This window comes from Variovorax sp. Sphag1AA, from assembly GCF_014192575.1.
Taxonomy (GTDB): Bacteria; Pseudomonadota; Gammaproteobacteria; order Burkholderiales; family Burkholderiaceae_C; genus Variovorax.
Genome location: NZ_JACHYC010000003.1, coordinates 288,281 through 311,272 on the forward strand (window position 1 = coordinate 288,281; position 22,992 = coordinate 311,272).

A 22,992-nucleotide genomic window follows, 5' to 3' on the forward strand; every position below is an offset into this window, starting at 1 on the left:
CACTCCAGGAAAAGGTGTGAGGAACATCGCCGCCATGCACCTCATGTGCATGGCTGGCAGGGATGCGCGCACTGCGCGCCGTCATGCGGATGTCTCCTTGGCGGCGGGCTGTCCCCAGCCACCGCCACCCGCGGTTTCGATCACGAGGCGGTCGCCGGCCTGCCATTGCGCACGCGCTTTCGCGGGCAGTGGCTCGACGCGTCCGTCGGCCCGCTCGATGCGTGCGGCGGCGGGGCTGCCCGGGAGGCCGCCAGCCGCGCCCTGGGGCACGATGGCGTGGCGCTCGCCCCGATAGGAAATGCTGCCGCTGCCGTGCAGAAGGCGGTAGACGCGAACCACGCCGTCCCCGCCGCGGTGACGGCCTGCACCGCCCGAGCCAACACGCACGGCAACGCGCTCGATGCGCAGCGGCGCCTGCGCTTCGATGGATTCCGCCGGTGTGCTGCGGGCGTTGCCCACATCCGTGGACACGCCCGAGCCCCCGGGCCCCGAAGGCGCACCACCGGCAGCCGACGCGATGATCTCGGTCAACAGCCAAGGCCGCCCATCGGCGTGTGTTCCGCCCAGCGAGAGCACCACCGCTTCGCCCGCATTCGGCGCTGGCATCTGATTGGGCAGTGCCCGCGACCACGCGCCCAGAAAGGCATTCGCCAGCAGCTTGACGAGATTGGTGCGCGCGTTGAGTGCCGCCGGAAAGGTCGGGTCGACGATGCTTCCGGCCCGCGTGTGCAGCGTGATCGGCGCCAGGCTCCCGTCATTGCACGCCGCCTGTGGCGCCAGCATGCGCGCGAAGTACGCGACTGCCGCCTGGACGGCACCGCGCGATGCATTCACCGGGCCGCGGGTCTGGTCCGCGCAGCCGGTCAGGTCCAGCACCGCGCGATCGCCGCGCTTGCGAATGCACACCGATACCCTGACCGGTTCGGCGCTGAGGCCGTCGCCATCCAGCGCATCTTCGAAGATGTAGTCGCCGTCGGGCGCAGCGGCGAGGGCTGCGCGAGCGGTCGCCTCGGATGCAGCCAGTGCGGCGATGCAGCGCCCGGCCACGTCGCGCTCGGATTGCCACAACGTTGCTACTTCGGCCGCGCCCTGTGCCAGTGATGCCCATTGGGCGGCAAGGTCGCCTTCCAGGTTGTCCGGCATGCGGCTGTTGGCACGCAGCAGCCGCATCAGAGGCGCGTCCAGAACACCCGCGCGATACAGCGGAACGGGCGGAATGCGCAGGCCTTCTTGCTGGATGCTGGTCGCGTCGGTCGGCACAGACCCCGGCGCGATGCCGCCGATGTCCTGGTGGTGCAGGACACAGGCGACCAGTGCGACCACGACGCCATGGACGCAGACCGGGCGTACCAGCGTCAGATCCGGAAGATGCGTCCCGCCATGCCACGGGTCGTTCAGAAGGTAACCATCGCCGTCAGCCATGCCGCTGATGGGACATTCCTGCAGCAGACCGGCAAGCGCTGGCGACAGGCTCCCCAGGAGCAGCGGCAGCGTTCGCGCCTGCGCGACCAGCCGGCCGTCGGGCAGGAAGATCGCGGCCGCGCAATCCATCGCCTCGCGCACGACACTGGAGACGGCCTTCGCGACGAGGCACTGCTGGATGCGATCGGCCAGTTGTTCGAGTCGCTGCGTCAGCGGGTCGGTATGGGTGGGTGCATCGATGGTCTCTGGCACCGGCCCGTGAAGCCCAATGGCTTCGACGGTCGCCAGCGTGCGCTCGTACTCGCCGTCCTGCGGCAAGACCTCGTGCGAGCACGCCACTGACAGGTCGGGCCAGTGCTCGCGGATGCGATGCGCCAAGGCCTGCTCGTGCACCGGGTTGCGATGCGCGAAAAGCAGGCTCATCGCCACGGCCTTTGGCGGACGCGGCAGTGCGGCCAGCGCCGCCAGCACGCCGTCGACGTCCAGCACCTCGACCTCGGTGCCAGCGGCATCGATGCGTCCACGCGCCTCGATGCGCCACTCGGGCGGCAGCCGCTGCGGCCAGGTCGATGCCGGCACATGCAAGGCGTACGGGTCGGCGCGGTTCTGCCGTGCCAGCGTCAGCACATCGGCGAAGCCTTGCGTACAGATGAGGGCGATGTCTTGCATGGAAGTCAGAAGCGGTCAGGGCTGAAGGGCGCGAGGTCCACCTGCGTCGGACGGCCCGCCACGAGGTGCGCCACCTCGCGGCCCGTGCTCGCGCCCATGCACATGCCCATGTGGCCATGCCCGAAGGCCAGCCACGCGTTCTCCGCGTTCCGTGCGCGGCCGATCACGGGCAGGCTGTCGGGCATGCAAGGACGGTGCCCCATCCATTGCGTGGTTTCGCGCGTGTCGAGGTGCGGGAAGAGCTGCTTGCCCAGTCGGAGCAGGGCCTGCGCGCGTTCGTAGCGCGGCGGTGCCTTGAGCCCGGCGAACTCGACGGTGCCGGCGAGACGCAGCCCCATCGCCATCGGATTGACCATCAGGTTGTTCTCGACCGCCATGACGGTGTGGCGCAGCTGGAGATTGGAGCTGTGCACCGTGACGTGATAGCCGCGCTGCGTCTCCAGAGGAACGCGCGAGCCCAGTTGCGCCGCAAGTCTTGCCGACCACGCACCAGCAGCCACCACCACGCCATCCACTGGCGTGCGCGCGCCGTCACTGGTGCGCACGGCCGTGACCTGCCGCCCCAGCCGCTCGAAGCCGGTTGCGCTCTCGCGCACGAAGCCGGCGCCTTGCGCCATGCAGTGCGCGTGCAGCGCCTTCACGAGTGCGGACGGGTCGAGCGTGGAGCCGTTCTCCGGCGCGAGGATGCCGAAGCGGAAGCGACCCTTGAGGTCGGGTTCGAGCGATTCGAGTTCTTCCTGCCCGACGTCGAGCATCTTCACGCCCAGCGAGCGCCGCAGGTTCATGCCCCAGGCCCATTGCGCGGCCTTCTCGCGCGAGGAATAGACGTAGAGGCAACCCGTGCGACGCACCAGGCTCTCGGCGTCGGCCGCCTGCAGCAGCGGCGTGTAGCAGTCGAAGATGGGTTCGAGCAGGCGGCGCAGCGCCGTGGCGATGCGCGTCACCTCTTCGCGTGACGAGTGGCGGAGCATCGCGAGCAACCATGGCACCACCGCGGGCGCATAGCGCCAGCGAACCGTGAGCGGCCCCAGCGGATCCAGCAGCCAGTCGGGCACGCGCTTCCACATGCCCGGCATGCCCACCGGCAGGCAAGCGCTGGGCGAGAGGGAACCCGCGTTGCCGAACGAGCAGGCCTCGCCCGGCTCGCGTGGATCGATGAAGGTGATCTGGTGACCGTCGCGCTGAAGCCAGGCGGCGGTGCAGGTGCCGACGATGCCGGTACCGATGACTGCGATGTGCATAGGAGACGCATTGTCTTGATCGCGTCTTCATCAATCAAACGAATTCATTTGATGCCGGCATCAGATTTATTGATCCGGCCGCCTGTTGGGCGCGACAATGGTGCGCCCATGAGCATCACCCTTCGCCAGATGCGTGCGTTTTCCGTCGTCGCACGCACCGCCAGCTTCACGATCGCCGCGCGACAGCTCAACCTGACGCAGTCGGCGGTCAGCATGCTCGTGCAGCAGCTCGAAGACACCATGGGCTTGAAGCTCTTCGATCGCACGCGCAATGCCATCACGCTGACCGAAGCCGGGCGGCAGCTCCTGCCGCTCGCGCGGCGCATGCTCGACGACCTGCGGCAAATCGAGGAAGGTGCGAGCGACCTGCGCACGCTGCGCAGCGGCATGTTGCGCGTGGTCGCGCCGCAGCTGATGGCCTGTACCTGGGTCGCGGGCGTGCTGGGTCGATTCGAGCAGGCCCACCCGACGGTCGGCCTGCGCCTGGTGGACGCCACGGCCGACGACATCGTCGGCACCGTGCGGCGCGGCGACGCCGAACTGGGCATCGGCCCCGAGCGCCCGACCGGCGACGACGTGACGCGCAGCTTCCTGATGAACGTGCCGATGCGGCTTGTGTGCGCTGCGTCGCATCCCCTTGCAGAACGCCAGACGGTGTCCTGGCACGAGCTGCGCGACGAGCGCTGGGTGGTGTATTCGGGCGACTTCAGCCGCTACGTGGAGCAGCGGCTCCACGAGCACGACACTTCGCTGTCGATGCAGACCGCGACCGAGGTCAGCTATCTGACGACCGCGCTCGCATTGGTCGGCACCGGCATGGGCGTGGCGACGGTGCCCGACTATGCGCGCGGGTTCGCGGGCAACTTCGGCATCCGCTTCATCGCACTGCGCGCGCCGGCGCTGAACCGGGAGTTCTTCGTCTACCAGCGGCGCGGGTTGGCCCTGTCGCCGGCGGCGGAGGCGTTCGCTCAAATGCTGCGTCGGGCCGGCACGCGGCGCGGGGCGGCTGCGCAGGCCGCATAGCTCAGGAGGTTCTGTCAATGCCCAGATATTTCGCCTACGGCTCCAACATGTTGCACGACCAGATCGGCGCACGTTGTCCGTCCCAGAAATTCATCTGTGTCGCGGAGTTGCCCGGCTACAGACTGGCATTCACCCGCTATTCGCCGAAGCGCCAGTGCGGCGTCGCCGACATCGTGCCGGCGCCCGGTGAGTCCGTGTGGGGTGCACTGTTCGAGATGAGCATGGCCGAGACCAAGCGCGCGGAGATTCCCAACTTCACGGGCGGCGAAGCCGCTGCGATCACCAAGCAGGGCAACCCGTACATCTTCCGGACCAGCTTCACGCAAGACACCGCGATGCCGAAGGTGGCGCGCTACATCGCGAACACGCTCAATGCAAAGACGCTTGCCCTCATTTACGTCAACAACGACTTCGGAAAGGGCGGACGCGAGGCGCTGATGAAAGCGCTCGAGCCCCTGGGCGTGAAGGTCGTGGCCGACATCTCCACGGACCAGAACCAGCTCGACTTCTCGGCACCGGTGCTCAAGGCCAAGCAGAGCAATGCGGATGTGGTGTTCGTCTATTCGAATGAAGAGGAATCCGCTCGCGCGCTGCGCGAACTGCGCAAGCAGGGCGTTGCCAAGCCCATCGTGGGCGAGACCGTGCTCACCAGCCAGAAGGTGATCGAACTGGCCGGCGACGCAGCCAATGGCGCGGTGGCGCACGTCGGCCTGACGACCGATGCGCCGATCCCTGCGGTGCGCGCCTTCCGTGAACGCTTCGAGCGCGAATACAAGTTCATCCCGGACCACAACGGCGTGAAGGGATACACGTCCGTGTTCATCCTGAAGGCGGCTGCGGAGAAGGCCGGCAAGGTGGACCCGAAGGCCATCGCCCAGGCCCTGCACGGCCTTTCGATCAAGGCGGCGCAGAACCCTGGCGTTCTGATGGACGTGTCCTTCGATGCCAATGGTGACCTGGACCGCGAGAGCTTCATGACCGAGGTGCGCAACGGCAAGCAGGAAGTGAAGGAAATCCTGCCTGCGCTCGGTGCGAAGTGAAGCCCTGCGGTGTGCTCCTTACGGGCGCTCAAGCACCGTGGCTATCCCCTGTCCGCCGCCGATGCATTGCGTCGACAGCGCGTAGCGGCCACCTTGGCGTTGCAGCAGGGCCGCGGCCTTGCCAGTGATGCGGGCGCCGGTCGCGCCGAGCGGATGGCCGATCGAGAGGCCGCCGCCGTCGAGATTGACCTTGGCCATGTCGAGGCCGAGGTCGCGGATGCAGGCCAGCGCCTGCGACGAGAAGGCTTCGTTGATCTCGACGACATCGAGGTCGCCGACGCTGAGGCCAGCGCGCTTCAGCGCCTTGCGGGTGGCCGGGATCGGGCCGATGCCCATGATGGCCGGATCGACACCCACGGTTGCGAAGCTGCGGATGCGGGCCATCGGCTTCAGGCCGTGGCGCACAGCGAAATCGTCACTCGTGACCAGCACCGCCGCAGCGCCATCGGTGAGCGGCGACGAGGTGCCGGCCGTCACCACGCCATCGGGGCGGAAGGCCGGCTTCAGCGCGGCAAGCGCCTCCAGCGTGGTGCCGGGGCGGATGCAGCCGTCCGCATCGATCACCTCGCCGTCGGGTAGCGCGATCGGCACGATCTCGGCCGCCAGGCGACCTTGCTCACGGGCCGCAGCAGCCTTCTGGTGCGATTGGAGGGCCAGCAGGTCCTGGTCCGCGCGACTGACATTCCAGCGCTGCGCGACGTTCTCGGCGGTCTCGCCCATCGACAGGTAGGCGTCGCTGTTTGCCAGCAGCTCCGGGTTGGGCGAGAAGTTGAAGCCGCCCTGCGGCACCATGGTCATCGACTCCACGCCGACGCAGAGGAACGCGTCGCCCATGCCGGCCTCGATCTGCGCGGCGGCGATGTGCACCGCCTGCATCGAGGAACCACAGAAGCGGTTGACGGTCATGCCGCCGACCTCTTGCGGCAGGCCGGCCAGCAGGCCCACGATGCGCGCAAGGTTGTTGCCCTGTGCGGCCTCGGGATAGGCGCAGCCGAGGATCACGTCCTCGAGGAGTGCCGGATCGAGATCGGTGCGGCGCAGCAACCCCTGGACGACCTGTGCGGCCAGGGTGTCGGGCCGCACTTCGGCGAGGCGGCCCTTGCGGGCGAAGTGGAAGGGTGAGCGCGCATAGGCGCTGATGACGGCTTTCATGAAGTGCTCTCCAGGCGGTAATGCAACGTGTTCGACGAGGTCAAATGGTGCGCTGTGCACGCAATGGCGTAAAGGACGCATATAGTCATGAATCCGGACATACCCTGACGAGGGACTTTTCCATGCATCGCATCGGCTATGTGCTTCCTGAAGGCTTTCAGGTCATGACCTTCAGTACCCAACCCGTCTTCGAGCTCGCCAACCTGCTGGCCCGCAGGACGGTCTATGAGGTCGAGAACTACGCGCTCGAAGGCGGAGCGGTCAGCGCGTCGTTCGGACTGACCGTCCACGCACGGCCGCTCACGGCCCGCAGCAGTGCCGACACCTGGATGGTGGCCGGCGCCGTCGATCCGCTGGCCACGTCGACCTCGCCCGCGCTGCTGAGGCTGGTGGACAAACTCGGAAGCAAGGCCCGCCGGATCTGCGGGCTTTGCACCGGCGCCTTCGTGATGGCGGACGCGGGGCTCCTCGATGGTCGTCGCGCGACGACGCACTGGTACTGGGCGGATGCGCTGCAGCGGCGACATCCCGAAGTCCAGGTGGAGGCAGATCGCATCTACATCACCGACGGGTCCGTGTGGACCTCGGCCGGAATGACGGCGGAGATCGACCTGGCACTCGGACTGGTCGAGGCGGATCTCGGCCCCGAGCTTGCCCGGTCCGTCGCGCACCGGCTCGTGATGCATCAGCGCCGCTCGGGCGGGCAGTCGCAGCACTCCGAGATGCTCAGGCTCGCGCCGAAGTCCGACCGCATCCAGCAGGTGCTCGAGCATGCTCGACGCCATCTGGCCCAGCCATTGAGCGTGGAGGAACTGGCCGATGTCGCGCACCTGAGCCCGCGCCAGTTCAGCCGAGTGTTTGCGGCGGAGACGGGCCAGTCGCCGGCGAAGGCGGTCGAGGGGCTGCGGATCGAAGCGGCGCGGCTCATGCTCGAAAGCAGCCGGCATCCGGTGGAAGTGGTGGCGAAGGAGACGGGCTTTCGCGACCGGCGTCATTTGCGCGAGGCGTTCATGCGGGGATTCGGCGTACCGCCGCAGGCAGTGCGCAGGGAGGCGCGCATGCCGCGAAACTGAGTCGCGGCAGGCAATCGCTCAGTGGGCGCCGCCCGTGTCCACCGGGCCGGAGGTCCGGGCCGGCCGCGTCAGCCACACCACGGCAATTAGCAGCGCGAACAGCAGGGCCGAGCCCAGGAAGATGTCGTCCGCCGCACGCGTGAAGGCCTGCTGGTCGATGAACCGGTTGAGCTGCGCCGCGGCCTGTTGCGCATCGAGCCCCAGCTTGCCGAGGGCGGCGAAGCCATCGATCGCATCGGGGCTGGCATAGGTGAAGAACTCGGTCAGGTGCGCATGGTGCAGAGTCGCGCGGTTGTCCCAGAGTGTCGTGGTGATGGAGGTGCCGAAAGCGCCGGCGGTGATGCGCACGAAGTTGCTCAGGCCGGTGGCCGATGCAATCTTCGACGGCGGAAGCCCCGAGACGATGACCGCGACCAGCGGGGTGAAGAGACATGCAACGGCCGCACCCTGGATGAAGGTCGGCACCATGATCGACCACTGGTCGACCTGCGGCGTGTATTGCGAACGCAGCAGCAGCACGGCGATGAAGACGGCGAAGGAGGTCGTCGAGATCCACCGCGGGTCCACGCGGGGCAGGATGCGGCCGATGAACGGCGACAGCAGCACCGCGAGCACGCCGACCGGCGCCAACGCGAAGCCTGCGGCCGTGGCGGTATAGCCCAGGTACTGCTGCAGCCACAGAGGCAGGAGCACCACGTTGCCGAAGTAGACGAGCCATGCCAGCGACAGCGTGATCACGCCGATGGCGAAGTTGCGGCTCGCGAAGAGCCTCAGGTCGACGATGGGATGCTCTGCGGTCAGTTCCCAGATGAGGAAGACGACGAAGCCGACGGCCACCACGACCGCCATCGCGACGATGGCGGGTGAATGGAACCAGTCGAGTTCCTTGCCCTTGTCCAGCAGCACCTGCAGCGTGCCGACCCACAGCACGAGCAGGCCGAGCCCCACTGCATCGATCGGCAGCTTGCGCGTCGGCGTCTCGCGGTGGCGGTAGATGCCCCAGGTGACGGCCGCCGCGAGGAGGCCCACGGGGATGTTGATGTAGAAGATCCACGGCCATGAGACGTTGTCGGTGATCCATCCGCCCAGCAGCGGCCCCGCGACCGGCGCAACCAGCGTCGTCATCGACCACATCGACAGCGCGGTGCCGGAGCGCTCCGGCGGATAGGTGGACAGCAGCAGCGTCTGCGACAGCGGGATCATCGGCCCCGCGACGAGGCCTTGGAGGATGCGGAAGACGATCAGCGCCTCCAGCGTGGGCGCGAAGCCGCACAGCCAGGAGGTAAGAACGAAGAGCAGCACGCTCGCGGTGAAGAGGCGCACGGCGCCCACGCGTTGCGCCAGCCAGCCGGTCAGCGGCACCGAGATGGCGTTGGCGACCCCAAAGCTGGTGATGATCCACGTGCCCTGGTTCGGGCTCGCGCCGAGGTTGCCGGCGATGGCGGGCAACGACACGTTGGCGATGGAGGTGTCAAGCACGTTCATGAACGTGGCCAGCGAGAGTGCGAGCGTCCCCAGGATGAGCGGGATGCCCGAGAGCGGGCGGGGTGCGGCGGACATGGCGCGGCTTCCTTTGGCGCTCAGAGAGCCGACACCGCGGCGGGTGGCTTCGGCATCCCGGCAACCTTGCGTACATCCGGCGCTGCGGGGACGGCCGAGGCCGTTGGCGCATGCGTCGCGCTATTGCCCGCGACGATGTCGCGCACCCGGTCGTCGGCGTTGTGCAGAAGGTCGTCGAAGACCGCCGTGCTCGCCACGGCGTGGGCGCGCGGCGCATCGGCCAGCGTCTTGCCCGTGGCGTCGTGCACATCCACGGTGACATCCATCGAAAGGCCGACGCGCAGGGGATGCGCTGCGAGTTCTTCCGGCTGCAATTCGATGCGCACCGGCACGCGCTGCACGATCTTGATCCAGTTGCCGGTTGCGTTCTGCGCGGGCAGCAGCGAGAAGGCCGAGCCGGTTCCGGCGCCGAGTCCTGCCACCTTGCCGTGGTATTCGACCTTCTTGCCGTAGAAGTCCGCCTGAAGACTCGCTGCCTGACCAATGCGCAGCTTCTGCAACTGGCCTTCCTTGAAATTCGCATCGACCCAGACGCTGCGCAGCGGAACCACCGCCATGAGCGGCGTTCCCGCCGAGACCCGCTGCCCGACCTGCACGCCGCGCTTGGCGACGTAACCGTCGACCGGCGCCGGCAGCGCAGTGCGATGAAGCGCGATGAAGGCTTCGCGGACCCGCGCGGCGGCGCGGAGCACGCTCGGATGCGTCTCGGCCGTGGTGCCGTCGGTGAGCGCCTGGTTGGAGGCGAGCTGCTGGCGTGCGGCCACCAGCGCTGCCTGTGCGGCAACGAGGCTGCTACGCACCGAAGCCAACTGCGCGTTGGTGTGGTTGAACTCCTCCTTGCTCACGGCGCCGTCGCGGAGGAGGGCAGTCCGCCGCTGCGCATCGTCCTCGGCTCGGGCGACGTCGCTACGCGCTTTGTCGACGTCTGCCTCGCGCAGCTTCACTTGCGCCGCAAGCGTGCCGTTGTTGGCATACAAGGTTCGCACCTCGCGCACGGTCTGCGCAAGCTGGGCCTCTGCCTGCTCCAGCGCGACCTGGGCATCGACCGCATCGAGCAGCACCAGGTCCTGACCTGCCTTCACGAAATCCGTGTCGTCTGCGCCGATGGCGACCACCGTGCCGGCGACCTGCGGCGTGATCTGCACGATGTTGCCTTGCACATAGGCGTTGTCCGTTGACTCATAGCGACTTCCGGCCACTGCGAAGTAGCCGCCGTACGCGACCGCGCCGCCGGCCACGAGTGCCGCGACGGCAGTCAGCCACTTGCGCCGCTTCGCTCGGTTCGTCGCGACGGTTGAATCGGTGGCTTCAGTCTTCGTTGTCATGGTGAGGCTCTCCATTGCGTGTACGGCAATGTAGGAACTGACACGAAGATGAAACAGCGCGAAACGGCCAAAACGCTATTGGCGAAGTCTCAACAATCGAACTTTGAAAAGTACTGTGTGCCCTGCCTCTCTCAGATACATAGCAATACGCAATTCGCGGCGAAACGGCTTTGGGAGCCCAACATTCACGGCGTGCCCAGTTCAATCCTCTCTCTTGCCAAGGAACCATCGTGAAGATCCCAAGCAGCATGCGCGTTCGTTTCAATCAAGTCCTCATTGCCGCCGCGGCCGCCGCAGCGGTCGTGTCCTTTGCCGCTTCCGGCCCAGGCAGCGCTTCGGCGCCGCAGTCCCCGGCCGCGCCCGAGTTCAGGAACATCGACAACTGGATCAACTCGCCGCCGCTCAAGCTCGAAGCGCTGCGCGGCAAGGTGGTGCTGGTCGATTTCTGGACGTACACCTGCATCAACTGCCTCAACCATCTTCCGTACGTGAATGAATGGAACGAGAAGTACAAGGACCAGGGCCTGGTGGTGGTCGGCGTGCACACACCCGAGTTCGCTTACGAGAAGTCCACCTCGAACGTGCAGGAGGCAGTCAAGCGTTTGCAGATCAAGCACGCCGTCGCGCAGGACAACAGCTACGCGACCTGGAAATCGTTCGACAACCAGTACTGGCCGGCCGTCTACCTGATCGACAAGAACGGAAAGATCGTCTACTCGCACTTCGGCGAAGGCAGCTATGCGGCGACCGAGAAGAAGATCCAGGCATTGCTCGCGGAGCCGGCGCCGTCCGGGTCATGACATGAAGAAGCTGTGGTTCGCGCTCATCTTCTTCGCCGGGGGCCTGGCGCACGAAGTGCGCAACCCGTTCAACTGCTTGTGCATCACGGCGCGCCGCACGGAAGAGCTGGACCCGGAGCATTCCGGATCCCGCAAAAGACTGTTGTAGGGGCGGCCCTTTCGCGCGGGGACGAGCGGCCTTAAATTGGGCGCCGACCCAACGAGGAGCAATTCATGGCCCAGGAACTTCTCTACTTCGACGATCTGAAGGTCGGCGACACGTTCACGACCGGCACCTTCGAAGTGAAGGCCGAGGACATCAAGCGCTTCGCGGGCGAGTTCGATCCGCAGCCTTTTCATCTCGACGAGGATGCGGCACGCGACACGTTCTTCGGCGGGCTCGCCGCCAGTGGCTGGCATACCGCCGCGATCACGATGCGGTTGCTCGTCACAGGTGGGCCGCGCCTCGCCAACGGCATCATCGGCGCCGGCGGCGATGTCGAGTGGAAGGCGCCGACGCGACCTGGCGATGTGCTGCATGTCGAGAGCGAAGTGATCGACCTGATCCCGTCGCGTTCGCGGCCCGACCGGGGTGTCGTTGTACTGCGCTCGAAGACCATCACGCAGCGCGGCGACGTCGTGCAGGTGTCGACGGCCAAGCTGATGGCGACGCGCCGTAGTCCTTCCTAGCGCACCGGCCGGGGCCGCCTGAGGAACTGGTGGCCTTCGAAAAGCTCGACCACCCAGTCGATGAACACCCGCACCTTCGCGCTGAGATAGCGGTTGGGCGGATAGATCACGTTGACCGGGATGTGGTCGACTGTCCAATCGTCGAACAGCGTGACCAGGCCGCCTTCCGCCAGCACCGGCTCCACGCCATACGTGGGCGCCTGAATGATCCCGAGCCCAGCGATGCCTGCGGCCAGGTAGGCGTTCGTGTCGTTCACCACCAGCCGATGCGCGAGCGAGAGTTCGAGGCGCTCCTCGCCTTGCCTGAAGCGGAACGGCAGCGGCTTGCCCGCGCGTGAAGAACTCAGACCAATGGTCGGCAATGTGTAGAGGTCTTGCGGATTCGCGGGCGTTCCATGTGCAGCGAGGAACTGCGGCGTTGCGACGGTCGTGAAGCGGAACTCGCCAACCCGGCGCGCAACGAGGAACTGGTCCGTGACCTCGCCCACGCGGATCGCGCAATCGATGCCTTCGGCCACGAGGTCGGCCTGGCGGTTGGTGGCGCCGAGTTCGACCTGCACCTGCGGATAGCGTCGATAGAACTCGTCGAGCGCGGGCACGATGACCAGTGCGGCAAGGCCCGCCGCTGTTTCGATCCGGACGCTTCCGGAGGGCGACGCGACCGACTGCTTTGCGGAGGACTCGATGTCCGCCAGCTCGGCGAGAAGGCGGACGACGCGCTCGTAGTAGGTCGCGCCCTCGGCCGTCACCGTGACCGAGCGGGTCGTCCGATGCAGTAGCCGGATCTTGAGGTCTTCCTCCAGGCTCTGGATCAGCCGGGTGACAGTGGCATTCGGGAGACCGAGCGTGTCGGCTGCCTTGGTGAAGGTGCCGGCCTCCACGACACGCACGAAGGCTGTCATTGCGGCAATGCGGTCCATCAGGAAGACCCTCCCGGCTGAAGTGGTGGGGGATGATAACGCTGCACCTCCGCAACACCGGTCGCCTGTTGTGCGTTTCGGAATGACGTATTGCTTCGCCAGCGATGTCTGTTTGGCGCGCCTTTTCGTAGATTCGGGGCATGCCAATCGAACTGGACCCGGGTGCGCTCGGAATGCGCGAACGCCTGTCGCATGCCGACTTTCTTGTTAACGCACGCGCAAGCGCGCCAGACGGATTCAGGATGCGCACGCACGCGGAATTCGAGGGAACGCTGGAGCGGATCATGCGCAGCCATCGCCCGGGCGATCCGTTACACGTCTTCGCCTATGGCTCCCTGATGTGGAACCCGGCGCTGGTGCATGACGCGCAGTTCAGGGCGCGCATCCATGGCTGGCATCGCAGCTTCTGCATCCGCAGCTTCGTCGGCCGCGGCACGCCCGAATGTCCCGGCTTGATGCTCGCGCTCGACAAGGGCGGCTCCTGCAACGGAATGCTCCTGCGCATCCCTCCATCGAACGTCGACGAGGAAGTGGCGCTCCTGTGGCGCCGTGAGATGACCTGGGGCACCTACGACGCGCGCTGGACGACGGCCGTGGTCGATTCGGTGCCGGTGCGTGCCCTGGTCTTCATCGTCGACCGGCGGCACGAGCGCTACGTCGGAAGGTTGCCGGTGCAAGAGACGGCACGGCTCATCAACTGCGGTCGCGGCGCGCTCGGAACATCTCGGGAATACTTCGACGCGACGTTACTCAAGCTCGGAGAACTGGGCATCCGCGACGTCGCGATGGAACGCCTTCACGACGTCGTGCACACGGGAGCGCTGGCGGTCCGATCGGCCTTGTAGAGCACGATTTCGTGCTGCGCTTCGGTGGTGCTTGCCCACGCATGGTGGCTCACCGCCAGGGAGCACGCGCTGTAGATGCCCGCTGCCACCACCAACGCGTTCACAACCGCCAAGAGGCAGTTTCGAAGCGTCACACGGCGCATTGCAGGATGTGACTTGGCGCTTTCGTTGCGGGTGTTCATTGCGGGCCTCCGTCGTGCCGTTTGCTCATTGCATGTGAGTCACTCTAGGCGCCGCGGACCGGGAGAAAAAGGATGGGAATGACAAAGCGCTTTTGGTCGGACGACAACAATCGAAGGCCTATGCATCCAGCTTGATTGTTTCGATCGCATCAACACGCTTGTTCAGTTTTGCTAGGGTTTTTACCTAGCAATTCGGCGCACACTTCGAAGCACCCCAAATATTGAAGGAACTGAAATGAAGACCTCGAAGATCATCGTCGCCGCTGCCGTGTCGCTTCTGGCTGCTGTCGGTGCGCAAGCTGAAACCTATGAAGGCGTGCATCCGCTCGTGTCGAGCAACAGCCGCGCCGAAGTGCGTGCAGGGGCCGTGGACGCCGCGCGCCAGGACAACCCGTATGCCGAAGCCGTCTCTTCGCGCGTCGCACCGCTGCAGACCGCATCGGCCCCGCGCGGGACGGTGCGCAACGAAGCAGTCGCCGCCGCGCACAGCGCGAACCCGTATGCGGAAGGCTACGGCCAGGGCGTCGCTTCGGCGTCGGCCAGTGCTGTCGACCGCTCGGCAGTGCGCTCGCAAGCCTACGCAGCAGCGCACGGTCAGAGCCTCCCGCTGTGAGAGGGTCGTTCCGTCGAAAGAGGAGCCGGGCATGTCCCGGCTTTTTTTTGAGCCGTCAAGCCCCCTTTTTCCCCTTCGCCGGTGCATGACCCTGTGGATAACCGGATGAGCATCTCGCCGGAGTGGCTTCCTGATTGGGTTTCCTTGCGATGCTCACCGAATGAGCAGGGGAGAATATTTTTTGATCGCTCCACGGCTACGATGATTCGCCGCGACGACGCGTCGCAGAGAGACCACCATGCACATCGCCATCCTCACCTTCGAAGGCTTCAACGAGCTCGATTCGCTCATCGCGCTCGGCATCCTCAACCGCATCAGGAAGGCGGACTGGCGGGTGTCGATCGCCAGCCCGACGGCACGGGTGCGGTCGATGAATGGCGTGGTGCTCGAGGCCCAGGCGAGCCTGGAAGAGGCCAGCGCTGCCGATGCGGTCATCGTGGGCAGTGGCATGCAAACGCGGGAAGTTGTCGCCGACGCGGCGCTGATGGCCCGCCTGCGGCTCGACCCGTCCCGGCAGCTGCTCGGTGCGCAGTGCTCGGGCACGCTCATCCTCGCGAAGCTGGGGCTGCTGCAAGGCGTGCCCGCCTGCACGGATCTGATCACGAAGCCCTGGGTCGAGGAGGCCGGCGTCTGCGTGCTGAACCAGCCATTCTTCGCCAAGGGCAACGTTGCCACCGCGGGCGGCTGCCTCGCGTCGCAGTATCTGGCCGCGTGGATGATCGCCCGGCTGGAGGGCGTCGAAGCGGCGAAAGGCGCGATGCACTATGTCGCGCCTGTCGGGGAGAAGAACGAGTACGTCGATCGCGCGATGCGGAACATCGCGCCGTACCTCGAAGGAGCGCTCGAAGCGCTGCCGTGATTTGGCTCAGACGCGATAGCGCTGCGCCGCATTGGCGTGCGAGAGATTGGGGGCGAGCACCTGGCGTGCAGCTTCGAAGCGATCCCAGTCGGCGACATCAGGCAGCGCGGGGATGGACACCAGTTCCTTCCGATCGAAGCCGACCAGCGATGCGTCGACCATGTCCTCGGCACTCATGACGATCTGTTCCGGAAGTTCGTCGACCGGCTTGCCGGAGATTTCCCAGAAGTCGGTGCGTGTCGCGCCAGGCAGGACGGCCTGAACCTGGATCCCGTGCGGACCGAGTTCGTGCGCCAGCGATTGGGTGAAGGCAAGCACAAAGGCCTTGCTGCCGCCGTACGTGCCGTTGAGTAGCTCCGGCCTGATCGCCACGACCGATGCGATGTTGATGATGGCGCCCTTGCCGCGGCGGATCATGCCGGGAGCGACCGCGCGCGTCAGACGCGTGAGGGCCGTCACGTTGAGCTGGATCATTTCCTCCAGCCGATCGGCGTCGGAATCGACGAGCGGGCTTGTGGCGCCGATGCCGGCGTTGTTGACGAGGACGTCGATGCGGTCGTCGGACTGCAAGCGCTGCTCGACGCGCAGCACGTCTTCCTTGAGTGTCAGGTCGGCCGGAAGCACTTCGACGTTGCGGCCGGTGCTGGCGTGCAGTCTCTCTGCAAGGGTCTTGAGCTTGTCCGCGCTGCGCGCGACCAGGATGAGGTCGTGGCCGCGTCGGGCCAGTCGATCGGCGTAGATCGCGCCGATGCCGCTTGAAGCGCCGGTCACCAGCGCGACGGACTTGGCGTTGTGGTTCGTGTTCATGTGAATTCCTCGGTAGGGGTTGAAAGGACTTGGTGCGAGGAAGTTTGCGGCGCGGGGCCGGGAAGAAAAACCATCCGTTCAGGAGTACCGCATTGCGAAGACTGCAAAAGTCCGCGCCTTTCCAACTCCAGCAAAAGCGTGTTGCACGGTCGGCCCTTTTTACGGGCGGTCGCGATTCCTAGATTCGCCGGACGCGTCGTGACGGGCGCGGACTTTCTCTTTTCTTCATTCCACTTCCAGGAGTCAACATGACCACATCAGTCAACACGAAGAAGGTGCTCTACACGGCTCGCGTCCACACAGCCGGCAATCGCGATGGCGGCGTTTCGCGCAGCGACGACGGTCATCTCGACATCACGCATAGCGTGCCGGGCAAGGGGGGCAGCGGGATCAATCCGGAACAGTTGCTCGCCGCAGGCTGGTCGGCATGCTTCCAGGGCGCCATGGCGCTGGCCGCCGGTCAACTCAAGGTTGCAGTGCCGGCGGACACGGCGGTCGATGCGGAGGTGGATCTCGTCTTCGGGCCGGATGGCTACGTCCTTCAGGCGCGCCTGAATGTGAGCCTTCCCGGGTTGCCACGCGATACGGCACAAGCACTGGTCGACTCCGCGCAGAAGACGTGCCCCTACTCGAAGGCATTGAAAGGCAACGTGGACGTGACCTACACGGTCGCCTGATAGCGTCGGCGCGCAGATGCCGTTGGCCACGGCGCCTTTACGCCGGCTTTACCGCTCGGCCATATTGGCCTGCGTGCCACGCTCTTTAATGCGAGGGTTCCGGCCCCACGCCGGCGACGCGTACCAGGACCCTCTCCATGACCAGACTCGTACCAAGGCTTGCGGCCGCCTTCCTTCTCATCACGCTGGCCGGCTCCGGCTTTGCGCAGTTCGGGGGCGGCATGGGCGGCGGTGGTATGGGGGGTCGTCACGGGTCGGGTGGCGGAAGTGCTCCGGCGCCACGCCGCGACACGTCCAGCAGCCCCGCCACTCTTGCCAGTGCCGCGAGCAGCCGTCTTTACGACCTGCGGTTGCGCCTGCGGATCACTCAGGAGCAGTCGGCTTTGTGGGATGCCTTCCAGGCCAAGGCTTGGGACTTGCTCGTGCACAACGCGGTGCACGCACCGGGCGACAGCGAAGCCACTGCGGCGCAGGCAGTGCGGGCGCGCGCGGACCGGATTCAGACGAACGCGCAGCAGTGGGCAGCGTTGGCAGACGCGGTCGACCGTCTCTACCAAAGTCTGTCGCCAGAGCAGCGGCAGACGGCCGATCAGGAGCTTCTGAAGGTACTGCCTGGTGGCGTAGAAGCGGCGACGGGTGCGGCAGGGTCAGGCAGTGGTGCCGCCTTGCCCAACGATCTTCTGCACGCTAGAGCCCCGGAGTAGTTCGATCTGCGACGACTCGACGACCCCGTCGACGAACACCAGTGAATTCGTCGCTCTCGTCACTCTGCCGCGGGCTTCCAGGAACTGTCCCTCACGCGCAGCAGCGAGGAACTGCGTGTTGAGCTGAACCGTCACGCATGCACGTCGGCCGACAGCTTCCCAGGCGACAGCGCTTACGACGTGATCGAAGAGCGCGCAGAGGGCGCCGCCATGCACGAGTCCTGCCGGATTCAGATGCTCTTGCGTTGCGAGCACGCCGTAGGCCCATCCGTCGCTTTCCTTTCGGGTCCAAAGGGGTCCGAAGCGATTGGCGAAGCCGCCAAGCGAACGCTGTTTCCAGCCCTCTGCCTGCAGCGCTTTCTCACGTTCCAAAAGATCGTTCATCTCTGCTTTCGCCGATGGCGTTCGATCACTGTGCGAGCGCCTCGGCCTCTACCTTCATGTCTGCAGCAAGGGCCTGAAGTTTCAAAGCGGGCAGCGTGTCCGCCACGCCGAGCGCAGCAAGCGCGTGAGTCATCCGCCCCTGCGGATCGAGGATGGGAACGGCCAGTACCGAGATGCCGTTGATGTAGTTGCCACGATCGACGGCGAACCCCTTGCGCTGGACCGACTTCACTTCCTTCAGCCACGTCTCGAATGAAGGCGGGTTCTCCCACGTCAAGGACTTGAAGTGACGTGCAAGTTCGCTATCGCTCAGCCCGGAATGGTGGGCAACGATTCGCCCCGTGGCGCTGGTGAGTGCCGGCACTCTGCTGCCGACTTCGACGTACAGGCGAAACGGTCCTTTCGATTTACCCAGGGCCAGCACGACGAGGTCGTCGAGGCCGGAGACCTTCATCGCAATCATGGTGACGTTCCGTCGTTCGGCAATCCGGTCGAGAGCGCTTTGCACGCGCGCCGGGAACGGGTTGTTCTCGACCACGCTCCGCGCCAGCGCCAACACGCCGACATCGAGCGCATATCGCTTGGTGCCGGGTTCGACCTTGACCATGCCTTCATCGACCAGCACGCGAAGGATGTGCAGGCAGGTGCTTGTCACCAGATCGAGTTCTTCCGAGATCGCCTTGAGGGTCATCGGCTCGGCGTTTGCGGCCAGCAAGCGAAGGATTGAAAGCGCTCGGGAGACCGCGGGCACGGGGCGCACGCGAGGCCTCTTGTGGGGTGGAGATGCAGGTGCTGCTACAGGCATGGGGAAGGCAGGTCACAAAGTTGACAAAGCATACGACGCTTTGTCTCGCGAACTGCCCGGTTCAGTCGATCTCGGAAATTGTACATAGACAATTCATAGACGCTATTGACAATTTACCGGCCGACGCGCAAAGTCTCTCCAACACGAGCAACGAGAGACAGCGATGACGAAACTGACGGAGTTCACCTCCTATGCGGATGCGCAGGCGCACTGCAACACCGCGGGCCTGTGGGAACTGTTTGATGGCGACGCGCAGCGCATGAACATTGCGCACGAGTGCATCGATCGCCATGTGGACGGCGACAACGAGGCCGTGATCCTGGTGCGTGCCAATGGCGAAGACGAGACGCTCACCTTCCGGCAGATCTCGGAAGGGTCGTCGCGATTCGCGCACTTCCTCGCGGAGCAGGGCATCCAGCCGGGCGACCGCGTCGCCGTGATGCTGGAGCCTTCCCTGGCCTTCTACGTGGCCATCTTCGGCGCGATCAAGATGGGGGCGATCGCAGTCCCGCTCTTCACGCTGTTCGGTCCGGACGGCATTCGCCTTCGGGTGCAGGACTGCAAGCCCAGGCTGCTCGTGACGAACCACGAGAAGGCCGAAGTCGTGCCCGCATCCGATGGCCTCAAGGTGGTGGTTGCGGACGATGCCTTTGTCGCATCGCTCGAACGCTTCCCGTCGCGCTTCGACGTGAACACGCGGGCCGACGACCTTGCGATCTTCCAGTACACATCCGGCACCACGCGGGAGCTGCCGGACGCCGTCAAGCACACGCACCGGGCCATCGTCACGCTGATGCTCGCCGCGTTGTACGGAACCGGCGTACGGCCGGGCGATCGCTTCATGTGCCCGTCGTCATCGGCCTGGGGTCATGGCCTCTGGCACGGAACGCTGGCGCCGCTTGCGATGGGCGTGACGATCGGCGCCTACGCCGGCAAGTTCAACGGCGAACGGTTGCTGCAGGCACTGGCGTCGCATCGGTTCAACAACCTGTCTGCCGCGGCAACGCACTACCGGATGATGCGCAACTCGGGTGCGGCGTCGAAGTACGGGTACGTCCTCGACAAGGTGTCGTTCACCGGCGAGCCCATCGACAGCGAGACCGCCGCATTCATCGAGGCAACCTTCGGCCACAAGGCCTGCAGCATGTACGGCACCACGGAGATCGGCGTGTGCCTGGTGTCCTACCCCGGTGCCGCCGACTTCCCGGTCAAGTCCGGTTCGCTCGGAAAGCCGATACCAGGACTTCGCGTCGAGGTGCACGACGCCAGCGGCAATGCGTGCGCACCCGGCGTGACGGGCGAGCTGAAGCTCTGGCGCCGTGGCGAATGGGTCGCGACGAAGGATCTTGGCCGCGTCGACGAGGACGGCTACTTCTGGCACGGCGGTCGCGCGGACGACGTGATCATCTCGGCCGGCTGGACCATCGGCGCGGTCGAAGTCGAGGACGCGATCCTCAAGCATCCCGACGTCAAGGAAGCCGCCGCCATCGGCGTGCCGGACGCGCTGCGCGGACTGGTGGTCAAGGCTTTCGTCGTGTCCGACCGACCGGCGGGCGAGCAATTCATCGAAGAGATCCAGGAGGCGGTCCGCACCCGCCTGAGCCAGCACGAGTACCCGAGGCAGGTCGCGTTCGTCGCAGAACTGCCGAAGACCCCCGCCGGAAAGATCCACCGCAAGAAGCTGCGCGAGCAGGAAGCGGCCGGCGCATCCGCCCATTCGTAATCCCCCCATTTATTCAACAGGAGACGGCATGTCCACCACCACAGAAAGAACCTTCCCGAAGATCACCGATAACGGCCTGGACGAGCTGAGGGAGCGCATCGGTCAGAAGATTGGCGCAACGGCCGAACCGTGGTGCTATGAGGCGACGCGCGACAACATCCGCCACTACGCACACGGCATTGGCGACGACAACCCGCTGTGGTGCGATCCGGACTACGCCGCGAAGACGAAGTACGGCGGCATCATCGCGCTGCCGAGCTTCCTGTTCTCCACGAGCCGGATCGTCTCCGGCTATGTCGGCGGCCTGCCGGGCGTCCACGCAATGTGGTCGGGCGCCGACTGGGAATGGCACAAGCCCGTCAATCGCAACGACACCATCAGGACCGAGGCCTACCTCAAGGACCTGATCGAGCATCAGACGCGCTTTGCCGGCCGCGCGGTGCAGCAGATCTATCACGTCGACTTCTTCAATCAGGAAGGCGACAAGGTGGCCGAGGCGGACAGCTGGTGCTTCCGCACCGAGCGCGACCATGCGCGCGAGCAGGGCAGCAAGTACAAGGAAGTGCGCGCACGCGCGCCGCGCCGCTACTCGACCGAGGAGATCCAGGAAGCCTACAAGCTCTATGCCAAGGAAGAAGTCCGCGGCAGCACGCCTCGCTACTGGGAAGACGTGAAGGAGGGCGAAGCCCTGCCGGTGATGTTCAAGGGGCCGATGACCGTGACCGGCTTCATTGCCTACGCGCAAGGCTGGGGAGGCCTCTACATCCGGGCCAACAAGCTGGCGTGGAAACTCATCGATGCGCATCCCGGCGTTGGCATCACGAACCGCTTCGGCATTCCCGACGTGCCTGAGCGCGTCCACTGGGAAGAGGACTTCGCGCTCGAGGTTGGCGCGCCTGGTGCCTACGACTACGGTCCGGAGCGCACCTCGTGGCTCACGCACCACCTGACGAACTGGATGGGCGACGACGGCTTCCTGCGCAAGGCGCACTGCAAGATCCGCCGCCACAACCCCGAGGGCGACATGCTGTTCATCAAGGGTTACGTCAAGCGCAAGTTCGTCGAGAACGGACGCCACCTCGTGGAGATTTCGCAGGAAGCTCACAACCAGGACGACGAGCTGTCGGTGATCGGCTCGGGCATCGTCGAGCTGCCTTCGCGCGGCTGAGTGGCCTCGCCCCCGTGCGGGGGCGCAGGTTGGGTTGCAAATCGGATTGCCTTGCGGCTCGGTTCGCGCCGGCTGCCAGGGCGATCCCTCTCGGATCAGCCATGCCAACTACTTCAGGGCGAGGTGCCCACGGGAACGGGGCGCTCGCAGGGCTGCGGGTCATCGACCTGTCCAGAGTCCTCGCGGGTCCCTTGTGCACCCAGATCCTTTCCGATCATGGCGCCGACGTGATCAAGATCGAGCCGCCGGCCGGCGACGAGACGCGGACGCTCGGCCCGCCGTTCAACGACGACGGCGATGCGGCCTACTTCACCGCAGTCAACCGCGGCAAGCGCGGAATGGCGCTGAACCTTGCGCACCCCGAGGGCCGCGAAACGCTGCTGCGTCTTCTGCAAGACGCCGACGTGCTCATCGAGAACTTCATTCCGGGGACGATGCAGCGCTGGGGACTGGATTTCGAGGACGAGCTGAAGCCGCGCTTTCCCGGCCTCATCTATTGCTCGATCTCGGGCTTCGGTGCCGACGGCCCGCTCGGCGGCCTGCCGGGCTACGACGCCGTGCTGCAGGCCATGTGCGGGCTCATGAGCGTGAACGGCGATCCTGCCTCGGGCCCGACGCGCATGGGCATCCCGATCGTCGACCACCTGACGGGCTACACCGCACTGACGGGCATCCTGCTGGCGCTGCACCACCGGGATCGAACGGGTCTCGGCCAGCGCGTGGAAGCCACGCTGTTCGACACCGCGCTGAGCCTGCTGGTGCCGCACGGTGCCAACTGGATGCACTCTGGGCAGGTTCCCGGCCTGCTCGGCAGCGCGCATCCGAACATTGCGCCGTACGACAAGTTCCAGTGCGAGGACGGACAGGTCTTTCTCGGCATCCTCAACGATCGGCAGTTCGCCAGGTTCTGCACCGTGGTGGATCTTCCGGATCTTGCGGGCGATCCGCGTTTCGCGACCAATGCCGCGCGCCTGCAGCACCGCGATGCGCTGCGGCAGGAGATCGAAGCCGTGCTTTCCGGCTGGAAGCGGGAAGCGGTGTGCAGCGCGTTGATGCGAAGCGGCGTGCCGGTCGGGCCCGTCCATACCGTGCCGGAGGCCTTCTCGCAGGCGCATGCGATGCATCGCGGCATGAGCGTGAGCAGCGACGGCTACAGGGGCATCGGCATCCCGGTGCGCCTTTCACGAACGCCTGGCCGGCCAGGCCGGCCGCCGCCGCGCTTTGGCCAGCATGCGCAAGAGGTTCTCGATGAAGCCGGATTCGATCCGGGACAGATCGGCCATCTGAAAGCGAGCGACGTCTGTCCGGAAGCAGTGCCCTGAAGCAGGGCA

At 65.8% G+C, this 22,992-nt stretch carries 24 protein-coding genes; 14 read left to right on the forward strand and 10 right to left on the reverse strand.

The genetic code is table 11. From position 1 onward, the window contains the following. Nucleotides 1-81: 81 nt before the first annotated feature. Both FHW64_RS13215 and FHW64_RS13220 read right to left on the reverse strand, forming a co-directional pair. Entirely contained in the window at nucleotides 82-2,091 is a 2,010-nt protein-coding gene (locus FHW64_RS13215) for a hydantoinase B/oxoprolinase family protein (RefSeq protein ID WP_260303795.1), read from the reverse strand. Between the two features lie 5 nt (nucleotides 2,092-2,096). Continuing rightward, nucleotides 2,097-3,332 carry an FAD-binding oxidoreductase gene (locus FHW64_RS13220; protein WP_184526818.1) on the reverse strand — a complete coding sequence of 412 codons (1,236 nt, stop codon included), beginning with the start codon at nucleotides 3,330-3,332 and terminating at the stop codon, nucleotides 2,097-2,099. Between the two features lie 108 nt (nucleotides 3,333-3,440). Here FHW64_RS13220 and FHW64_RS13225 point away from each other — a divergent pair, with 108 nt between their 5' ends. Together FHW64_RS13225 and FHW64_RS13230 are read left to right on the forward strand one after the other, a co-directional pair. Beyond that, nucleotides 3,441-4,355, forward strand: coding sequence for a LysR family transcriptional regulator (locus tag FHW64_RS13225; RefSeq protein WP_184526820.1), 915 nt, complete (start codon nucleotides 3,441-3,443; stop codon nucleotides 4,353-4,355). 17 nt (nucleotides 4,356-4,372) lie between these two features. After that, nucleotides 4,373-5,395 (forward strand): ABC transporter substrate-binding protein, encoded by a 1,023-nt coding sequence (locus tag FHW64_RS13230; RefSeq protein WP_184526822.1) that lies wholly within the window; start codon nucleotides 4,373-4,375, stop codon nucleotides 5,393-5,395. Between the two features lie 18 nt (nucleotides 5,396-5,413). Here the strand turns inward: FHW64_RS13230 and FHW64_RS13235 are convergent, their stop codons facing one another. Further along, nucleotides 5,414-6,547 carry a thiolase family protein gene (locus tag FHW64_RS13235; protein ID WP_184526824.1) on the reverse strand — a complete coding sequence of 378 codons (1,134 nt, stop codon included), beginning with the start codon at nucleotides 6,545-6,547 and terminating at the stop codon, nucleotides 5,414-5,416. A 122-nt stretch (nucleotides 6,548-6,669) separates the two neighbouring features. On the opposite strand from FHW64_RS13235, the gene FHW64_RS13240 reads away from it, so the two are divergent. Continuing rightward, nucleotides 6,670-7,620 carry a GlxA family transcriptional regulator gene (locus FHW64_RS13240; RefSeq protein ID WP_184526826.1) on the forward strand — a complete coding sequence of 317 codons (951 nt, stop codon included), beginning with the start codon at nucleotides 6,670-6,672 and terminating at the stop codon, nucleotides 7,618-7,620. 18 nt (nucleotides 7,621-7,638) lie between these two features. Here the strand turns inward: FHW64_RS13240 and FHW64_RS13245 are convergent, their stop codons facing one another. Further along, the gene (locus FHW64_RS13245) at nucleotides 7,639-9,180 is read right to left on the reverse strand and encodes a DHA2 family efflux MFS transporter permease subunit (protein ID WP_184526828.1); all 1,542 of its coding nucleotides are present in this window, start codon (nucleotides 9,178-9,180) and stop codon (nucleotides 7,639-7,641) included. A 20-nt stretch (nucleotides 9,181-9,200) separates the two neighbouring features. Continuing rightward, nucleotides 9,201-10,505, reverse strand: coding sequence for an efflux RND transporter periplasmic adaptor subunit (locus tag FHW64_RS13250; protein ID WP_221210325.1), 1,305 nt, complete (start codon nucleotides 10,503-10,505; stop codon nucleotides 9,201-9,203). Between the two features lie 248 nt (nucleotides 10,506-10,753). Here FHW64_RS13250 and FHW64_RS13255 point away from each other — a divergent pair, with 248 nt between their 5' ends. From FHW64_RS13255 to FHW64_RS13265, 3 genes are all read left to right on the forward strand, one after another. Next, nucleotides 10,754-11,305, forward strand: a complete 552-nt coding sequence (locus tag FHW64_RS13255; RefSeq protein WP_184527889.1) for a thioredoxin family protein — start codon at nucleotides 10,754-10,756, stop codon at nucleotides 11,303-11,305. A 1-nt stretch (nucleotide 11,306) separates the two neighbouring features. Beyond that, nucleotides 11,307-11,453 (forward strand): hypothetical protein, encoded by a 147-nt coding sequence (locus tag FHW64_RS13260; protein WP_184526832.1) that lies wholly within the window; start codon nucleotides 11,307-11,309, stop codon nucleotides 11,451-11,453. A gap of 65 nt (nucleotides 11,454-11,518) precedes the next feature. Then, a complete protein-coding gene (locus tag FHW64_RS13265; RefSeq protein WP_184526834.1) occupies nucleotides 11,519-11,974 on the forward strand; it encodes a MaoC family dehydratase in 456 nt (151 codons plus the stop codon). Here the strand turns inward: FHW64_RS13265 and FHW64_RS13270 are convergent. Continuing rightward, nucleotides 11,971-12,894: a LysR family transcriptional regulator gene (locus tag FHW64_RS13270; protein ID WP_184526836.1), complete on the reverse strand. Its 924-nt coding sequence runs from the start codon at nucleotides 12,892-12,894 to the stop codon at nucleotides 11,971-11,973. The genes FHW64_RS13265 and FHW64_RS13270 overlap by 4 nt on opposite strands. Nucleotides 12,895-13,034: 140 nt before the next feature. Between FHW64_RS13270 and FHW64_RS13275 the strand changes: the two genes are divergently transcribed. After that, nucleotides 13,035-13,739 carry a gamma-glutamylcyclotransferase gene (locus FHW64_RS13275; RefSeq protein ID WP_184526838.1) on the forward strand — a complete coding sequence of 235 codons (705 nt, stop codon included), beginning with the start codon at nucleotides 13,035-13,037 and terminating at the stop codon, nucleotides 13,737-13,739. Here the strand turns inward: FHW64_RS13275 and FHW64_RS13280 are convergent. Beyond that, nucleotides 13,691-13,921: a hypothetical protein gene (locus FHW64_RS13280; RefSeq protein ID WP_184526840.1), complete on the reverse strand. Its 231-nt coding sequence runs from the start codon at nucleotides 13,919-13,921 to the stop codon at nucleotides 13,691-13,693. The two genes, FHW64_RS13275 and FHW64_RS13280, sit on opposite strands and share 49 nt — an antisense overlap. A gap of 235 nt (nucleotides 13,922-14,156) precedes the next feature. Between FHW64_RS13280 and FHW64_RS13285 the strand changes: the two genes are divergently transcribed. Together FHW64_RS13285 and FHW64_RS13290 are read left to right on the forward strand one after the other, a co-directional pair. Continuing rightward, nucleotides 14,157-14,534 (forward strand): helicase SNF2, encoded by a 378-nt coding sequence (locus FHW64_RS13285; protein WP_184526842.1) that lies wholly within the window; start codon nucleotides 14,157-14,159, stop codon nucleotides 14,532-14,534. A gap of 238 nt (nucleotides 14,535-14,772) precedes the next feature. Next, a complete protein-coding gene (locus FHW64_RS13290; protein ID WP_184526843.1) occupies nucleotides 14,773-15,393 on the forward strand; it encodes a DJ-1/PfpI family protein in 621 nt (206 codons plus the stop codon). Nucleotides 15,394-15,399: 6 nt separating this feature from the next. Here the strand turns inward: FHW64_RS13290 and FHW64_RS13295 are convergent, their stop codons facing one another. Then, nucleotides 15,400-16,200 (reverse strand): SDR family oxidoreductase, encoded by an 801-nt coding sequence (locus FHW64_RS13295; RefSeq protein ID WP_184526845.1) that lies wholly within the window; start codon nucleotides 16,198-16,200, stop codon nucleotides 15,400-15,402. A 248-nt stretch (nucleotides 16,201-16,448) separates the two neighbouring features. On the opposite strand from FHW64_RS13295, the gene FHW64_RS13300 reads away from it, so the two are divergent. Together FHW64_RS13300 and FHW64_RS13305 are read left to right on the forward strand one after the other, a co-directional pair. Beyond that, a complete protein-coding gene (locus FHW64_RS13300; RefSeq protein WP_184526847.1) occupies nucleotides 16,449-16,877 on the forward strand; it encodes an organic hydroperoxide resistance protein in 429 nt (142 codons plus the stop codon). 137 nt (nucleotides 16,878-17,014) lie between these two features. Next, on the forward strand, nucleotides 17,015-17,581 hold the full coding sequence (locus FHW64_RS13305) for a Spy/CpxP family protein refolding chaperone (RefSeq protein ID WP_184526849.1): 567 nt from the start codon (nucleotides 17,015-17,017) through the stop codon (nucleotides 17,579-17,581). On the opposite strand, the gene FHW64_RS13310 is transcribed toward FHW64_RS13305, so the two are convergent. Together FHW64_RS13310 and FHW64_RS13315 are read right to left on the reverse strand one after the other, a co-directional pair. Continuing rightward, nucleotides 17,525-17,965 carry a PaaI family thioesterase gene (locus FHW64_RS13310; protein ID WP_184526851.1) on the reverse strand — a complete coding sequence of 147 codons (441 nt, stop codon included), beginning with the start codon at nucleotides 17,963-17,965 and terminating at the stop codon, nucleotides 17,525-17,527. The genes FHW64_RS13305 and FHW64_RS13310 overlap by 57 nt on opposite strands. A 25-nt stretch (nucleotides 17,966-17,990) precedes the next feature. Further along, nucleotides 17,991-18,770 (reverse strand): IclR family transcriptional regulator, encoded by a 780-nt coding sequence (locus tag FHW64_RS13315; RefSeq protein WP_184526853.1) that lies wholly within the window; start codon nucleotides 18,768-18,770, stop codon nucleotides 17,991-17,993. 163 nt (nucleotides 18,771-18,933) lie between these two features. On the opposite strand from FHW64_RS13315, the gene FHW64_RS13320 reads away from it, so the two are divergent. From FHW64_RS13320 to FHW64_RS13330, 3 genes are all read left to right on the forward strand, one after another. Continuing rightward, nucleotides 18,934-20,493, forward strand: coding sequence for an acyl-CoA synthetase (locus tag FHW64_RS13320; protein WP_184526855.1), 1,560 nt, complete (start codon nucleotides 18,934-18,936; stop codon nucleotides 20,491-20,493). Between the two features lie 28 nt (nucleotides 20,494-20,521). Next, nucleotides 20,522-21,661: a MaoC family dehydratase N-terminal domain-containing protein gene (locus tag FHW64_RS13325; protein WP_184526857.1), complete on the forward strand. Its 1,140-nt coding sequence runs from the start codon at nucleotides 20,522-20,524 to the stop codon at nucleotides 21,659-21,661. A gap of 101 nt (nucleotides 21,662-21,762) precedes the next feature. Continuing rightward, on the forward strand, nucleotides 21,763-22,983 hold the full coding sequence (locus tag FHW64_RS13330) for a CaiB/BaiF CoA-transferase family protein (RefSeq protein WP_184526859.1): 1,221 nt from the start codon (nucleotides 21,763-21,765) through the stop codon (nucleotides 22,981-22,983). Nucleotides 22,984-22,992 lie beyond the last annotated feature (9 nt).

What these genes read in the sequence shown, in the direction of transcription:
- FHW64_RS13215 (WP_260303795.1), bottom strand. Translation starts at nt 2,091, where the DNA reads ATGCAAGACATCGCCCTCATCTGTACGCAAGGCTTCGCCGATGTGCTG.
- FHW64_RS13220 (WP_184526818.1), bottom strand. Translation starts at nt 3,332, where the DNA reads ATGCACATCGCAGTCATCGGTACCGGCATCGTCGGCACCTGCACCGCC.
- FHW64_RS13225 (WP_184526820.1), top strand. Translation starts at nt 3,441, where the DNA reads ATGAGCATCACCCTTCGCCAGATGCGTGCGTTTTCCGTCGTCGCACGC.
- FHW64_RS13230 (WP_184526822.1), top strand. Translation starts at nt 4,373, where the DNA reads ATGCCCAGATATTTCGCCTACGGCTCCAACATGTTGCACGACCAGATC.
- FHW64_RS13235 (WP_184526824.1), bottom strand. Translation starts at nt 6,547, where the DNA reads ATGAAAGCCGTCATCAGCGCCTATGCGCGCTCACCCTTCCACTTCGCC.
- FHW64_RS13240 (WP_184526826.1), top strand. Translation starts at nt 6,670, where the DNA reads ATGCATCGCATCGGCTATGTGCTTCCTGAAGGCTTTCAGGTCATGACC.
- FHW64_RS13245 (WP_184526828.1), bottom strand. Translation starts at nt 9,180, where the DNA reads ATGTCCGCCGCACCCCGCCCGCTCTCGGGCATCCCGCTCATCCTGGGG.
- FHW64_RS13250 (WP_221210325.1), bottom strand. Translation starts at nt 10,505, where the DNA reads ATGACAACGAAGACTGAAGCCACCGATTCAACCGTCGCGACGAACCGA.
- FHW64_RS13255 (WP_184527889.1), top strand. Translation starts at nt 10,754, where the DNA reads ATGCGCGTTCGTTTCAATCAAGTCCTCATTGCCGCCGCGGCCGCCGCA.
- FHW64_RS13260 (WP_184526832.1), top strand. Translation starts at nt 11,307, where the DNA reads ATGAAGAAGCTGTGGTTCGCGCTCATCTTCTTCGCCGGGGGCCTGGCG.
- FHW64_RS13265 (WP_184526834.1), top strand. Translation starts at nt 11,519, where the DNA reads ATGGCCCAGGAACTTCTCTACTTCGACGATCTGAAGGTCGGCGACACG.
- FHW64_RS13270 (WP_184526836.1), bottom strand. Translation starts at nt 12,894, where the DNA reads ATGGACCGCATTGCCGCAATGACAGCCTTCGTGCGTGTCGTGGAGGCC.
- FHW64_RS13275 (WP_184526838.1), top strand. Translation starts at nt 13,035, where the DNA reads ATGCCAATCGAACTGGACCCGGGTGCGCTCGGAATGCGCGAACGCCTG.
- FHW64_RS13280 (WP_184526840.1), bottom strand. Translation starts at nt 13,921, where the DNA reads ATGAACACCCGCAACGAAAGCGCCAAGTCACATCCTGCAATGCGCCGT.
- FHW64_RS13285 (WP_184526842.1), top strand. Translation starts at nt 14,157, where the DNA reads ATGAAGACCTCGAAGATCATCGTCGCCGCTGCCGTGTCGCTTCTGGCT.
- FHW64_RS13290 (WP_184526843.1), top strand. Translation starts at nt 14,773, where the DNA reads ATGCACATCGCCATCCTCACCTTCGAAGGCTTCAACGAGCTCGATTCG.
- FHW64_RS13295 (WP_184526845.1), bottom strand. Translation starts at nt 16,200, where the DNA reads ATGAACACGAACCACAACGCCAAGTCCGTCGCGCTGGTGACCGGCGCT.
- FHW64_RS13300 (WP_184526847.1), top strand. Translation starts at nt 16,449, where the DNA reads ATGACCACATCAGTCAACACGAAGAAGGTGCTCTACACGGCTCGCGTC.
- FHW64_RS13305 (WP_184526849.1), top strand. Translation starts at nt 17,015, where the DNA reads ATGACCAGACTCGTACCAAGGCTTGCGGCCGCCTTCCTTCTCATCACG.
- FHW64_RS13310 (WP_184526851.1), bottom strand. Translation starts at nt 17,965, where the DNA reads ATGAACGATCTTTTGGAACGTGAGAAAGCGCTGCAGGCAGAGGGCTGG.
- FHW64_RS13315 (WP_184526853.1), bottom strand. Translation starts at nt 18,770, where the DNA reads ATGCCTGTAGCAGCACCTGCATCTCCACCCCACAAGAGGCCTCGCGTG.
- FHW64_RS13320 (WP_184526855.1), top strand. Translation starts at nt 18,934, where the DNA reads ATGACGAAACTGACGGAGTTCACCTCCTATGCGGATGCGCAGGCGCAC.
- FHW64_RS13325 (WP_184526857.1), top strand. Translation starts at nt 20,522, where the DNA reads ATGTCCACCACCACAGAAAGAACCTTCCCGAAGATCACCGATAACGGC.
- FHW64_RS13330 (WP_184526859.1), top strand. Translation starts at nt 21,763, where the DNA reads ATGCCAACTACTTCAGGGCGAGGTGCCCACGGGAACGGGGCGCTCGCA.